The organism is Akkermansia muciniphila ATCC BAA-835 (assembly GCF_000020225.1).
Classification (GTDB): domain Bacteria; phylum Verrucomicrobiota; class Verrucomicrobiia; order Verrucomicrobiales; family Akkermansiaceae; genus Akkermansia; species Akkermansia muciniphila.
In genome coordinates this window covers 1,360,684-1,374,681 of record NC_010655.1, presented here as the reverse complement: position 1 = coordinate 1,374,681, position 13,998 = coordinate 1,360,684, and the positions used below count along the sequence as shown (strand labels likewise).

The following is a 13,998-nucleotide window of genomic DNA, read 5'->3' as shown; positions in this document are numbered from 1 at the left end:
ACTGAGATGGTTGTATGTAAAGCTCTGACAGGCGTGGCGTCAGAATAGCCGATTCCCACAGCAACCCACGGACTTGTTTTTATAAATGCATAAAAATGTTATTAAAAAAATAATTGTCCCATAAAAAATAAAACTATCATACATAAGGATACTATAGGATATCTCTCCATCAATAATTATTTCTGGATAAAAATTGTTCATAATCATCCTCATTATATGAACAGGAACACAAGCCTCCATGACATCTGCTCCTATAATTTTACATGCTAATGTAAAAATAAGAAATGTTATTATACTACAAAAAATAATACAAAAAACAATTCTTTTTCTATTCTTTTTTAACTTCCAAAATTCCATAATATATATATTCTGTTCCATCTGCTCCTTTTACTGTTCTAGATTCAGTTTCAAGGATAAATTCACGCGCTTTTTCAAATACTTCTTTATCTAAAAAAGTAATACACCTCAAAGATCTTGTTCCATAATGCATTCGAAAAGAAGACCTAAAAACTCCATTAATTTCTTTTTGATCGTCTAATGCATCATCTATTGCAATGAAAGCGAGCTATTGATTCTTATCATTATCATTCCATAATTTGTAGGTCCAATCTTTAATTTGGCTCCGAATTCCTCCAGATTGTCTTTTTATCACATAGTATTTCCCTGGTGGTATAGGACCGTTATCTTTATTTCCAACATTGTCCGGATTATTTTTCCCATCACCATTTCCAGAAAAAACTCTACTCGTCGTTAAACGAAGTATATTACTATCTTTATCTACCTTCCTTATTAATATTGTATGTAATTTTATACTATATTCTATTGTACATATCAACCCTAAAATATCAGATTGATTAAAAATTTTATTTCCTACAAACGCGAACAAATTCCAACCACCTTCTTCCTCGATGGGATCGCGGCTGATCCACCTTCCGTCGTGCGGATTGAGATGCCGGTAGTTGTAGTAGACCAACCCCAGTTCTTCGTCACTGTATTCGCTGCTCCACTGGATGGGCTGGGTGACATCCCCTTCGGCGGTGACTTCTCCGTAAGGCGTGTAGGTGTAGACCGTCCGCAGGTAACCGGCTTTCCCGAAGATTCCCGTGACGTTCCCGGTCAGATCCCACCCGTAGGCGTACCAGGCGCCGTCTTTGCGGATGGCCAGCGGACGCGCAGCCTCAGGCTGCGTCGGGTCCCAGAACAGGAACCATCGAAAGACTCCGCTGACGGCATCTATGGCGGCTATTTGCAGGTAGCCACGGTACATGTAGCGCAGGTAGCTGCTCACCGTCCCGTTGACGCTCACTTTGCGGGTGTGCCGCCTGCCCATGTAGTCGTAGGTGCATTCCACCACGGTTTTGGCGCTTTCATTGACGAAGCGCACCGGGCGGTTTTCCGCGTTGTAGGCGACTTGCCAGATGCCGGTGGATGTCCTGATCAATGTCTGATTGCCGTCCGCGTCGTGAACCGGCTCAAAGGCGGCTTCTTCTCCGCGCTCGATGGCGGTGTATTGGTTGAGCGGGCCGGTTGTGTAGGCGGTCGCTTCTTCCGCGTCTTCCCGCGCGGTTTTCCGGTTGCCTATGTTGTCGTAACTGTAGCCGTATGTCTTGCCGCTGACGGTGGCGGCGGTCAGTTCGCTCCGGCTGTTGCAGGCAAAGCTGTCGTTGACGGTATTCCCCTGGCGGGCCGTGCGCCGCGTAACGGGCCTTGCCAGGCTGTCGTAAACGTATTCCCTTTCCACAACTCTTGTGGCGCCGCGTTTGTAGACCATGGTAGAGACCAGATTCCGCTTTTCCTCATAGCCCCATTCCAGCGTCATGCCGTTGGGCATGGCCATCACGGAGGGCAGGCCGCTTCCTTCCATGTATTGCCAGGTGAAGGTCTGGGGCGCGCTGCCCTGCAGGAACCCGGCCGTGGCGATGCGGCCGTCTTCCCCGTAGCCGATGCTTACGGTGTGCTGCGCCGCGCCGCTCCGCGCGTAGATGTAGCCTGTGCTGCGCCCGAAGGCGTCTTTTTTCTCGGTGATGAGGTGGGTGTGGTTGCCCACTCGCAGGTTGTCGGTTTCCAGTTCTCCGTAGGGATTGTAGGCGAAGCTCTGGCCGGGCGTGGCGTCCGAATAGCTAATTCCCACCAGAAAATTCCGGTGGATAAGGCAGGATGAATATTTGCTCATCCTCATATAGCAAATGTTCCTTCCAGCTTATGCCGGAAGGAACATGGTATAAATAACAAGGAATTTTTACTCTATGATAATTAATAAAGTTTTTTATTAATTATCAACCCAGGAAATTCAAATTATTACCAAATATAGAAAGAGTTAATTTATAGGCCCTTCTATACTTTTCAATTCCAATATATTTTTTTTGAAATCAAAATCAAATATTCCTTTAAATTCTAAATAAATAATATCAGAAGGATCGGGAAATTCTTTAGAAGAACACTCTATCGAATAATCAGATACTAGTTGCCCATTTTTCAATTTAAGCAATGTTCCATTTACAAAACGAATAGGATAATATTTCATATTTCGACATTTATCCATGAACAATTCATAATTATTTTTTTCAGTTACAGGAATAAACTCCAATTGATTATTTTTTCTTGTAACAACAAAAACAACCGACTCTCTTTTAATAGAACATACTAGAATAAGTCTATTTTTGTATTCAATAATGTATGGAGAATCTATATATTCTCCTGGAATATCTTTTTCTAGGCCATGAATTTTAACATAATATTTTTTCCATATTGAACTACTAGATGATTTTTCCAATATTTGAACATCATCAACAATGGCACTATCATGATTTTTATTAGGTTCTACAACCGTTTTAAGATTATATTGACAGTTTGATGTACTAAAAAATAGTATTAAAGATACTATGTATAATTTCATATAATTATTGTATTATTTGTTATGCTGCTTATCCCAAATTTCTTTACCTTTTTTTTGAATAGTTTCATGAGAAACTTTATCGCTATCAAATTTTTCTGCAGTCCCAGGATACACGTAAATAGTAAAACCTTCCTTACATTTTACCCCTCCTCTTCTAGGATCCGGATTTCCTCCTAATTCCTTTACTAATTTTATAGAACCTTCCCCTTTAGAATAAGGGTTATAATCTGCAACAATAGCGTGAACAATTAAAAGATCACCATTTGGCATCTTTTTAGTAACTGTTGCATAATCACCGGCCTTAGCACCTTTTTTTCTATCCTCTTTATTAAAAACAAGATATGGAATTACTTCTGAATTTACATATCTACGAGGGTCTGTTTTCTTTTTCCGGGGATCGAATAATGCTGTAACTGATACATAATAACCTGGAGCAGGATCATTTTTCCCTTGAATAACATCAGGACTAACAATACCGTAATTATCTTTTCCTATTCCTCCATTTCTATTATCATCTAACCCTATGTTTTTTGGATGATACGCACGAGGAGAACCGTCTGCATCCACCGTAATTTCGTTACTTCTACGCACAACTACGCTTATCGTATTTTTATCTGGACATTTTTTTGTTTCTGTTGTAAAGGTTGGAGGATCTGGTTGTTTCTGGGACCATGGCCACAACCCTAAAATATCAGCTTGATTAAAAATTCTATTTCCTACAAACGCGAACAAATTCCAACCACCTTCTTCCTCAATGGGATCGCGGCTGATCCACCTGCCGTCAAGCGGATTGAGATGCCGGTAGTTGTAGTAGACCAGCCCAAGTTCGTCGTCCATGTATTCGCTGGAGAAGCGGAATTTGTTCTCTTCCGCCATGTTGCCTTCCGACGTGATCAGACCTCCGTACGGCCGGTATTCATACAGGGCGCGGCGTCCGCGCGCTTCCCCGAAGAGGGAGGTGACGTTTTTCATCGCGTCGTGCATGCAGTAGAGATGCTCTTTCTCCTGCGTCCCGTTCGCTTCCCAGCGCGTCATGGACAGGACGCGCGTGGCCTCAGGTTCCGAGGGGTCCCAGATGTAACTGCGCACAACCTCCGGCGTTTCCCCGGTCAAGTCGCACTCCGCCACCTGCAGGTAGTCACGGTAGAGGTAGCGCGCGTGGAAGCCCGTTGTCCCTCCAACCGTCACTTTTTTCTCGAATCTCCTGCCCATGGAGTCGTAGGCGCATTCCACGGTTGTCCCTCCGTCTTCGCTTTCGAATTTCACGGGCCGGTTTTCCGCGTTGTAGGTGACTTCCCAGATGCCCGTGGATGTTTTTACCAGCGTCTGGTTGCCGTCCGCGTCGTATTGGGGTGTAAAGGCTTCCCCTCTATTTCTGACGATGCCCGCATACCGGTTGAGTTCATCGGTTTCATAGTCCGTGGTGCTGCCGAATTCGAAGGCTTCTTTCCGGTTGCCGATGTTGTCGTACTGATAGCCAAAGCGGCCGCCGGGCCTGAGCTGATCTCCGACCAGTTCGCCACGGCTGTTGTAGGTGAACAAACGCGTCGTTTTGGGCGCCGCCGTGTTCCACGTGTCCCTGCGCCGTGCAGGACGGCCCAGCGCGTCGTAGTCGTATTCGTGCCTTGCCGGCGGGTTGGCGCTTCCGGGCCTCTGGTAGTCGATGACGGAGAGGAGGTCGCGGCTGTCTTCATAGGTGTTGACCCGGGTCATGCCGTTGGGGTAGGCGAGTTGTTCCACAAGCCCTCCATGTTCGGAGTAAGTCCAGGAGAAGGGCGTTTCCATGCCTTCCGCCGTGAGGGTGGAGAGGCGGCCTTTCCCGTCATAGGACAGGTGCGTCTGCTGGACGCGGCGGCCGTCCGCGCTTAATTCGTACCCCGCCTGACGGCCAAGCCCGTCATAGCGCTCGGAGACCTGCCAGGCGATGCCGTTTGCCGCAAGGCTGTCGGTTTCCGGTTCTCCGTAGAGATTGTAGGCGAAGGTTCGCGTTCCGGCAACATCAGTGATTTGCGTCAATTGACCGAGGTGATCGTAGGCGAAGCTCTGGCCGGGCGTGGCGTCTGAGTAGCTGATTCCCACCAGCAGCCCGCGTGGCTGTTCGTAAGTGCAGGTCTTGACGATGCCGCGGGCGTTTGTTTCCGTAGCAAGCCTGTTGAAGGCGTCCCAGGTTTTGTCCACGTGCGTTCCGTCGGCATAGGTTTTGCGCGTTTCCAGCCCCGTGGCTTCGTCATAGTTCCAGGTGGTGGTGTCGCCGTCCGCGCGCTCGGAGGGGTCCTCCGCGATGTCGCCTTCCTGCGCCGCGCGGAAGGTGGTCAGGCTCACCAGGCGGTCGGCCTCGTCATAGCCCATGAGCAGGGGCTGCGTCCCCGTCCCCCATTCGGCCGTTTTCCGGCCTCTGGCGTCGTATCTGGCGCATTTCGTATTGCCCAGCGCGTCCGTCACTACGGCAGCCAGGTCGTGGCAGGAGTCGTATTGCGTCACGGTTTCATTCCCCGCGGCGTCCGTCACGCTGACGGCCCGACCGGCCAGGTCGGTCCGGGTCGTGACCGTGTTGCCGCGGCCGTCCGTGCGGGTCAGAGTCATGCCCGAGGCCGTATAGGCGCGGGCGGCCGTCTCCGTGATGCCCGCGTGGTTCTGCTGCGAGAGCACCCAACCATCCATCGCCACCGTTTGAGCCGTGACGCTGGAAGAGGGGATAACGCTCTTTTGGATTCTTTTCGTATTTCCAGCATACTCCGTCCATTCCGCCGAAGTCAAGCCGCGTTCGTTAACGATGACCGTTTTTGTTTCCAGAACTCCGGAGAGTTCGGACAGGAGCTGCTTCCGTACGGAGACAAGCGGCTGTCCCTCAGCATTGTAGCGGATTTGCGCCGTCACCATATAGACGCCGTCCTCCGCGTTTTCCACGCTGAAGGCATATTCCCGGATGGGGCTGTTGTCCGGAGCGGGCTGCTCCGCCAGGGCGAGCGTTTCCCTGGTCATGTTGCCAAAGGCATCGTATTCATAGAGCGCAGGCGCCATGGCGACGGCCCCCTCCTGCGTTCCCGCATCCCTCCATGAGCGGATGAGACTCCCCTGTTCATCGTATTCGGAACGGTCATACAGGAACCCGGCAGTCGTGGGCGTCACTTGCACGACGCTTTGTCCGAAGCCGTTGACCAGGGTCCGGGAAAGGATGATGGTCTGGCCGGCCAGGGTAACGGTTTCCCTCAAACAGTTATTGTCAATGTCATAGACATGGCAGCGTTCGCGCTGTCCCGTGCCGTATTCATGAAGTACGGAGCCGTCGGCATGATATTCCGTGACGAGGGTAGCGCCGGAGGGCGTCGTGACGGTTTCCGTAAGGCCGTCTTCGCTGTAGGCTGTCGCCGTCACCCGACCCAGCACATCCGTTTGCCTGACGATACGGCCGAGCCTGTCGTATTCCACGCTTTCCGTCGTGGTCATGGCTCCCCTGTCCCGGCGCGTCTGCAGGGCGCGCCCGGAGGCGTCCCGGGTGTAGGTGGTGATGGTTTCCGGGGTAACGACCGTGTCTCCGTCGCTGATTTCCGAACGGATGGTTTCCACCAGCTGGTGGGCGCTGTTGTAACCGTACGACGTCAGGACACCATCTTCGTCCGTTTCCGAGAGCTTGCCGCAGCACATCCAGGACGTGACGCTGACGCGGCCGTTGCCCCGCGTGGTTTTCGTGCGGCGGCCTTCTTCATCGTATTCATGGGCGCCGCTTGAGAGCAGCAGCCAGTTTTCACCATCCCAGATGCTTTCCTGCTCAAAAAGCACCGTATCATTGGCGGCAATGAACGATTCCGTCTTGCGGCTCTGTCCGGCCACCAGTCCGCCGCCGGCTTTGGTGATGGCCGTCTTTTTATGCGCGGCGCCGTGTTCCGCGGCCGCCTCATAGTCATAGGAGGTTTCCACTCCGGCAATGTCCCGGGTGAATTTCATTTGCCCGGCGGCATAGGGATAGGCGGCGGCTTCTCCATACGTTTCTTCCACGCTTGTCTGTTCCTGGCTGGAACCGGCGGCAGTCACGGTTTTGACAACCCGTTCCATGAGGGGAGACTGCTCATAGGCGTAAGCGACGGCCGTCAGTTCGATTTCCGTGCCGTCGGACAGCACCCGGGATTCGGCGACACGCACCGGACGGTTGTCGTAGAAGCGCAGGCCGGCGTATTCGGTCCGGGTTACCTGTTCTCCGCCGCCGGCCCAGGGCGCCGCCTCAAGCGTGACCCGTCCTTCGCCGTCGTATTCATAGCGCGTGTAGCCTCCGTCCGGGCGGTTGATCCGGGAGACGCGGTACTGGCTGTTGTATTCGTAGGAGGTCGTCCGCGCCAGCGGCGTGTTGAAGGCTTCCGTTTCGCTTACCAGCAGCCAGCCGCCGTCCGTGTATTGCCTGACGCTGCGGCTGCAGGAAACAGGCTCGGCATCGTTGATGCCCCTGACGGTCTCAATGCGTTCCGAGAGGCCTCCGTAGAGGCGGTTGGTTTCAATGGTACGGATGATGGTGTCGTCCCCCTGGCCTTTGGCGATGCTGACTCTGCCGGGTTCTTCCGTACGGGTGATGGTGTGGGCCGGCAGTCCGCGCTGCTGGCGCGTGATGACGGTGGTCCGCACGCCGTTTTCTTCCGAGGACAGGAAGGAGGAGGTTTTATAAGGTTCCCCCGTTACCTCGTATGTTCCGTCGGCCAGGACCGTGACGGCGGCGGGAGCGTACCATTCCATGACGAGTTCTCCGTCCGCTCCGGTCCGGGTGCGCATCAGCCCCTCCGCGGCGCTGTAGCTGCTTACCAGGCTGCCCTCATGGTCATACGTATTGCTCACATTCCGGAAGTAGTCTTCCGCCAGAAGAACCCTGCCGGAGGCGGAGGTCATGCCGACCACAGCGCCGGTTTCCGCGGAGAAGCGGATTTTCTGCCCGTCCGCGTCCACCAGGGAAAGGTAGGCGGGGGCGCCGGAAGCGGCAGGAGCCAGAGTTTCATCCAGCAGCTGCACCCTGAAGTCGCGCTTGCGGGAGATGCCCGCAGGCAGGGCCGTATCGGAACCGGCCTGCACGTTGAAGTAAAGCGCGGCGCCCGCCGGCGGCACCATGGTGATGAGGCCGGACGTTTCGTCCAGATGGGCGCGCCAGGCCCACGGGCTCACGTATTTCAGGCCGCCGCAGGCTTCCGCCGTTTCACGGGCGTTTTCCGCGGAGCGGAGGCTGAAGGCCGCGGGAGACGGAGCCGAAGCCCCTCCCCTGGCCAGGAATTCGGCCTGGGACATGCAGATTTCCACGCCGGGGTCACCCGGCAGTTTTTCCGCCGCAATGGTGTATTCATTGCCTTCCGCGTCTGTACAACAACCGCAACGGCAGCAGATTTCCTTTTCCTCCGGCGGCACGTCCGAAGAGGAGCTGCTCGACAGGGAAGAAGGAGGGGTGTCCGAACTGCTTGAACTGCTGCTGGAGCCCCCATGCGCGGTCACCGTCACGGAGTACCTGCACACGGACTGGTTGTATTCGTTGTGCGGCATGTCGATGTTCTGGTGCGTGATGGAGAGAGTGTACGTGCCTTCGGATAACTCAAAGGAGCCTGATTTGGACCATTCCTGGTGGCCTCCCAGTTCTCCGGGTTCATCGGCGGCGGAGGTCAGGTCCAGCTCAAACGTGCCGCCCGGGCCGGAAATGGTCAGCTTGCCCCAGTCATCCACCGTCAGGCTGGCCACAGCCGTGGCCCCGCCTTCCGGGACGGTAAAGGTGTCGTTGACTGGAGACATGAAGACATCGGCTCCGGCAGACGTCTGAACGAAGTTGTCGGATTTCTCATAAATAACGGAATCCGCGCCGTATGGCTGAATGGGTGTGGACATGGCATTGAGGGGCGCTGCGGCGCTCGGCGCGCCGGGCTGGCTGGCCGCATCGGGAAGCCCGGCGGCGGGGTTGGAGTTAATCATGTTTGCGGAACCCCTGTTCAAAGAGGGGGCGTCATTTTGTTGATCGTTGGTAAACATTGTGTGATGATTGTTGTTTTATTGCGGCGCGAAAGGCGCCGATTGGATTGGTTCATCTTCCTTTCCCGTGCCGCACCACGGCGGACGGATGGGAAGAACAGGGAATGGAGGCCATGCCCGTCAGGACACGGACTCCGGAAAAGGAAGCTGCCGGCTGCCGGCGGCAGGGGTCAGGGAGAACGGACCGCGGGAAAATCCGCTGCCGTTTTTTTCCAGAGCTTCCGGCGCCCAGTCATCCCAGAACAGCGTGAGAAGCCCGTCCTGCAGGACGTAGCGCCCGGTGCAGCCGCCGGCGCCGCGCATGAAACGGCCCCGGGCAAAAAACAGGAGTTCGTCCCTCCAATGGGGATGCACGGCGTCATAAACGGCCACCGGTTCATCATGGAAAAGGGCCTCAATGCCGTGCATCCTGCCCGGAGAGCACCAATGGGCGCTCACCTGGTCATTCAGGCGGTGGGGCGCCGGAGCATGGCTGAGGAAGAGGCGCGGCGTGGCATGGACGCGCGCGCCCAGTTCCCGCGCCAGCCGGCCGAAGATGACGTCCTCCGCCCCGACGGCGGGAACCCGGCCGCCGTGCGCCACAATACCCTCCACAAGCGCCCGGCTCATCAGGTAGCCCGCTCCGCCGCTGGGGAACCCCCTGTCCGCCAGGGACATGTCGCCCACAAGGTCATAGCGGCCGTCGCAGAGGCTTTCCAGGCGGTCAAGCGCCAGCCAGGTATCGTCGTCGCACTTGAAAAGCCAGTCAAAGTCATAATGTTCCAGGGCATATTGATAAAAGGCAAGCCCCTTGGCGGGCAGGTGCCTGTAATCGTCCTCCACCCAAAGGGCCACTACATCGGGCTCATTGGGCAAAGGAGTGCGCCGCCCCAGGAAAAATCTGCATTCCACACCCTCCTGAGGATGGGAAAGCCAGGTCTCCCGGCACGCCTTGCGGCGGTTCGCCGCGCCTGTGCAGCTGCAGATGCCCACCAGGATATTCACTTTTTTACGCGGCCCGGGGGCAGGCTTCCAGGCGTGGCCCGGCAGATGCCTGTCCAGCAGCTCGCCTGCCATGCTGCTGCGGCTCATATTTTCCCAGGCGTCCGGCTCCCGCCTGGCCATCTCTCCCCAGAGGTGGACGCACCAGGCATTGGACAATTCCGGCCCGGCAAGGCGTATGCTGCCGTTGTAGCAGTCGCGCCATCTCGTCCAGGGGACCGGATACATGTGGGAAGACGGAGCGGCCCGGTCAAACAGGCCGCAGTGGCGCAACGCGCGCGTCATCCCGGTGGGGCCGCAAAATCCCCATGGAACCTGGCGCCGGCGATCGGCGATATCCGGCACACGGCGTAGCAGTTCCTCCTTGGCCCGGACTTCTTCCGGAGAGTCCCAGGGGACGCGGAGCGCCGGATCCTCAGCAAGGCGGCACAGGGTTGCGGGAACGGAATGACCGGGAGGAAAGGCCATGGCGCCTACGGCCACCACCTCCGCCCACTCCCTGCAGAACCAGAGAGGAGAGGCAGGAAGTTCATCACCCAGGCAGATGACGTCCATATCCACCCAGAAGCCGCCTTCCTGTGAAAGGAATTTCATGCGGAACCAATCGGAAAACGGCGCCAGGCTATTGTGGGAATCATGGAAAATCGCCTCCTCCGGGAGAATATCCCGCGCATCGCGCACAAGCGTTCCCGCGGGAATATTGTCGTAATTCCGGTAGGTGAAAAGCTGGAAAGCATGGCCATGGTCCAGGAACGATTTGATGCACAGAACGGACATCAGGGGAAGTTCCCCGCCCACCCAGAGGCTTGTAACGGTTCTCGTATTCATTGTTTTACGGGTATGGGTTCGTGGCGGAATTACAGTGTTACCCAATGGGGCAGGTAAATATCCCGGTAGTCTTCCACACCGCCGACAAACCAGTCGCGCGGAACGATGACCTTCCGGGTATTTCCCAGCCACGCGCCCCACCAGGAAAAGGAAGAACACGACATGACGAGTTCCTCCATCGCCGTCATGCGGCGGAGGGATTCGCACGGAGCGCCGCGGTCGATTTCCAGCGCAAAGCGTCCGAATGCCGGCACGCGCGCAAGCATCTCCGCCGCCTCGTCCGGCTCATCGCTGAACAGCACCAGACGGTTCTTCCCGGATGATAAATGCCCTGCGGCCCTCCGCAGGAAACCAGGGTCCAGAATGCGGTGCTTGTCACGGAGGCGCCTGTAGTCCCCAAGCCGGATGTGAATGCCAACGGCGCCGGGCTCCTTCTCCGCGGTGAGAGGCGCGAAAAGCGCCCGGATGAACGCTTCCTGCCCTTCAAAATACCGTGCGCTCTGGAAGTAGCCGCGAAGCCCGCCCGTCCGGATGCGGGAGGGAACCGGACAATAGGCAAAGGAAGGTTCCTGCCAGGATGGAGGTTCATTGGTGCCGCACGGCGTAGAAGGGAGCACCCAGCCGCCGAGCCGGGAGCGCAGCATCAGGGAAGCGTCATTGTAAGCCCAGGGCACCCGGCACTCCACCCCTACGGTACGGGCGTGGGCACAGGCGGCCGCCAGCGTGAACATGATGTTGCCCAGCCGCATGCCGGGCAGGAAACACGGGGAAACATATTTTTTATTCATAAGGCCGGTTTTCCGTTCCATGTTCATTCCGGGAGTCTTGCCATCGCCTCCAGCACTTCCTTCCAGCTCTCCAGGGAAACATCCAGCCCGCCCAGCTCCAGGCCGCGCGCCCGGGCCGCCTCCGCCATGTCATCGCGAAGATTCGGTTCACAGGCCATTTTGGAAGCGTAGTAGATGAAATCCCTTTCGTTGCTGCACAGCCATCCTGTTTTGCCGTGCTCCACCATCTGCCGCCACCCGCCCCGGTTGTCCACAATGAGCACGCTTCCGCTGGCCATCGCCTCAAAGCCGATGCGGGGCCAGTTCTCCGTCGTATCCGTCGGCTGGAGGATGATCCGGCTGTGCCTATAAAAATCCTGCTGGGAAACTTCCCTTTGATTGCGGGCAATCCGAATCCAGTCGAAGGGCCGGCCTATCTTGGCTTCGCTCCTCTTGTCAAAACCGAGGAAAAGGCCGCGCTTCTGCACGGGGGATACGAATGCGCCGTAGATATGCAGGGTGTTGGCCGCGAATTTGTCGGCATCCTGGCGGGAGATGCGCCCGCAACCGAAGAAATCCTCATCGCGTTCCCGGATAAAGGGAAAGGATTCCGCATGGAAATAGGGCCTGAAGGTCAGGAACTGCACTTGCGGGTCGCCGTTGAGCTTGCGCAGCACGGGCATGGCTTCCTGGCGGACGGCTTCATTCTGATAGAGGAACATGGCGATTTCCCCCTTTTGCATGGCCTCCTTTTCCCTGGGGAAAAGCCACGTCATGCAGTTGATGAAAACTGTGCGTTTCGTATGCCTTCGTATTTCCGGCAAGGCGTTGAGGAAGCCGGCATTGCAGAAACCGAGCACGGGGTCGCCGGGTTGGACAGCCGACCAGTCCGCTGGGGCGTGCATGATAACGCCCAGGGAAACCATCTCGTTGTAAAGAGGCTCCCCGTGGTAATCCCAGGACGGGATGAGATGGACTTCCACGCCCATCTTGCGCCAGACAATGATCTGGTGGTGAAGTTCCGTTCCCGCTCCTCCGTAGAGGCTCGGGAACCCGTTGACGAATAATCTCCTGATTGGACTGCTCATGAGCGCTGCTCTTCGTTGCGGAGGGTAAGAAATTTAACCAATGCTCCTGATGAAGGAGGAGAACTCCGGTGTACTGCGGCCCGCACTGCGCAGCGCGGGAATGAAAATGCCATTATGTTCCAGCCTCCTGAGCCTGGTCGTAAGCTTCCACTTGCCGGCGAATACTTCATTCCTCAGGGCAAATCTGGAAGCCGTGAGGATGTCGCGCCCCGCAAGGTAATAAGCCATGCCGCGCAGGGACCAGGCAGCCAGCCCGAAAGCCTCTCCTTCGTACTCCAGGGGAAAGGGATAATCCACGCCCTCCGGAGCCTTGAAAAGCGCCTGCACATGCAGAACGGGAGCGAAAGAAGGCCGGTTTCCCGGCTCTCTGCCGACCGTGCCTCCGGAGGCTATTACTTCTTCCAGAGAATTGAAGACGGCCGGCTTCTCCACGGAATCAAAGGGGAGTTTTTCAATAAACTGCTTGCGTGCGGAAAGCACGGAAAGCTCCAGAGGAACGCTTCCGTCGGAAAGAACAACCTCCCTGTTGAGGATGATACTGCCGGGGGGAAATATCCCGGAAAGGGCGCCTACGCTTTGAACAATGTTCAGGCGGGGAAGGACAATGTCGTTGTTCCTGATATCTCCGGTAACCGTGCCTACGGGAAGCAGGGGTTCATGAGAGGGGCCTGCCGCGGCATCCGCCACGGGACAGGAAAGGGAATTTTCCGAACGCTGAGGCCGGGAACTGGAATTCCCGCATGTTTTTGTTGTATTCATCATTTTGTTTTTCAAATACTTATGGTTCTTGATAAAGTGAATAAACGGCTCTTCACGAAGCTGTCCCGGACAGGGCATGCGCCAGAAAAGAAAGAACGTTCATCTGCCTTCACTATGATTGCTTGCCGCGTTTCCGGAAATTCGCCGCCCATTTCTTAAAAAAGTGAATTTTTCCTCCCGGAGGCGCTTCCTGATTCGGCGCGCTCTGCTTTCCTCCAGACGAATGCTTCTGGCAGCCCGTGACAAATTCCCTTCAGCGTCAATCAATGCCTCAACCAGCGCCCTTTCCAGCGGCTCCAGAGATTCCATTTCCCGCGCGAATTCTTCCCGGAACATCAGCCCGGAAAGGAATTCCGAATGCTCATCAGCATCAATTTCCCGGCCATTCTCATATTCAAGAGGACGGGCTTCCCGCAGCAGCAGCCTCTTCTTCCGGTTCCTCTCGCGCAAATAGCGTTCCGGCTCAAAAACGGTTGCATTGCCCAGGTATGTTTTCATGCCGGCGGCGCCGCCTTTCCGGTAACGGCGGCAAATTTCCCAACATCGGATTCTGAACCGTTGAAGGACATCCAGATACTCTTCCTCAGGTATCTGAAATCCGATGGATTTTGCTTTTGAACGGAGGCGCTGAGCGAGATATAAGGCGTGGTTTTCCACGGTTTCCAACAAGGATGGTGATTGCTTTTCGTGC

General features: G+C 55.5%; 9 protein-coding genes. All 9 read right to left on the bottom strand.

The annotated features are described in order from the left end of the window. Positions 1-328 precede the first annotated feature (328 nt). On the bottom strand, positions 329-490 hold the full coding sequence (locus AMUC_RS12595; RefSeq protein WP_161994181.1) for a hypothetical protein: 162 nt from the start codon (positions 488-490) through the stop codon (positions 329-331). Positions 491-565: 75 nt separating this feature from the next. Beyond that, positions 566-2,173, bottom strand: a complete 1,608-nt coding sequence (locus AMUC_RS06115; RefSeq protein ID WP_012420186.1) for an RHS repeat domain-containing protein — start codon at positions 2,171-2,173, stop codon at positions 566-568. 144 nt (positions 2,174-2,317) lie between these two features. Then, positions 2,318-2,896, bottom strand: a complete 579-nt coding sequence (locus AMUC_RS12590) for a hypothetical protein (RefSeq protein ID WP_012420185.1) — start codon at positions 2,894-2,896, stop codon at positions 2,318-2,320. A gap of 12 nt (positions 2,897-2,908) precedes the next feature. Beyond that, positions 2,909-8,827: an RHS repeat domain-containing protein gene (locus AMUC_RS06110; protein WP_157738253.1), complete on the bottom strand. Its 5,919-nt coding sequence runs from the start codon at positions 8,825-8,827 to the stop codon at positions 2,909-2,911. A gap of 177 nt (positions 8,828-9,004) precedes the next feature. Further along, positions 9,005-10,693, bottom strand: coding sequence for a glycosyl transferase family protein (locus AMUC_RS12005; protein ID WP_012420183.1), 1,689 nt, complete (start codon positions 10,691-10,693; stop codon positions 9,005-9,007). A gap of 29 nt (positions 10,694-10,722) precedes the next feature. Continuing rightward, positions 10,723-11,481 carry an alpha-1,2-fucosyltransferase gene (locus tag AMUC_RS06100; RefSeq protein ID WP_157738252.1) on the bottom strand — a complete coding sequence of 253 codons (759 nt, stop codon included), beginning with the start codon at positions 11,479-11,481 and terminating at the stop codon, positions 10,723-10,725. A 23-nt stretch (positions 11,482-11,504) separates the two neighbouring features. Beyond that, complete coding sequence (locus AMUC_RS06095; RefSeq protein WP_012420181.1) at positions 11,505-12,548, bottom strand: glycosyltransferase; 1,044 nt, start codon at positions 12,546-12,548, stop codon at positions 11,505-11,507. Positions 12,549-12,581: 33 nt separating this feature from the next. After that, the gene (locus tag AMUC_RS06090; RefSeq protein ID WP_143245858.1) at positions 12,582-13,310 is read right to left on the bottom strand and encodes a hypothetical protein; all 729 of its coding nucleotides are present in this window, start codon (positions 13,308-13,310) and stop codon (positions 12,582-12,584) included. Between the two features lie 96 nt (positions 13,311-13,406). Continuing rightward, positions 13,407-13,805 carry a hypothetical protein gene (locus AMUC_RS06085; protein WP_131072215.1) on the bottom strand — a complete coding sequence of 133 codons (399 nt, stop codon included), beginning with the start codon at positions 13,803-13,805 and terminating at the stop codon, positions 13,407-13,409. Between the last annotated feature and the right edge of the window lie 193 nt (positions 13,806-13,998).

Coding starts and splice junctions, on each gene's coding strand:
- AMUC_RS06115 (WP_012420186.1), bottom strand. CDS start 2,173: ATGAGCAAATATTCATCCTGCCTTATCCACCGGAATTTTCTGGTGGGA.
- AMUC_RS12595 (WP_161994181.1), bottom strand. CDS start 490: ATGCATTATGGAACAAGATCTTTGAGGTGTATTACTTTTTTAGATAAA.
- AMUC_RS12590 (WP_012420185.1), bottom strand. CDS start 2,896: ATGAAATTATACATAGTATCTTTAATACTATTTTTTAGTACATCAAAC.
- AMUC_RS12005 (WP_012420183.1), bottom strand. CDS start 10,693: ATGAATACGAGAACCGTTACAAGCCTCTGGGTGGGCGGGGAACTTCCC.
- AMUC_RS06085 (WP_131072215.1), bottom strand. CDS start 13,805: ATGAAAACATACCTGGGCAATGCAACCGTTTTTGAGCCGGAACGCTAT.
- AMUC_RS06095 (WP_012420181.1), bottom strand. CDS start 12,548: ATGAGCAGTCCAATCAGGAGATTATTCGTCAACGGGTTCCCGAGCCTC.
- AMUC_RS06110 (WP_157738253.1), bottom strand. CDS start 8,827: ATGATTAACTCCAACCCCGCCGCCGGGCTTCCCGATGCGGCCAGCCAG.
- AMUC_RS06100 (WP_157738252.1), bottom strand. CDS start 11,481: ATGAATAAAAAATATGTTTCCCCGTGTTTCCTGCCCGGCATGCGGCTG.
- AMUC_RS06090 (WP_143245858.1), bottom strand. CDS start 13,310: ATGATGAATACAACAAAAACATGCGGGAATTCCAGTTCCCGGCCTCAG.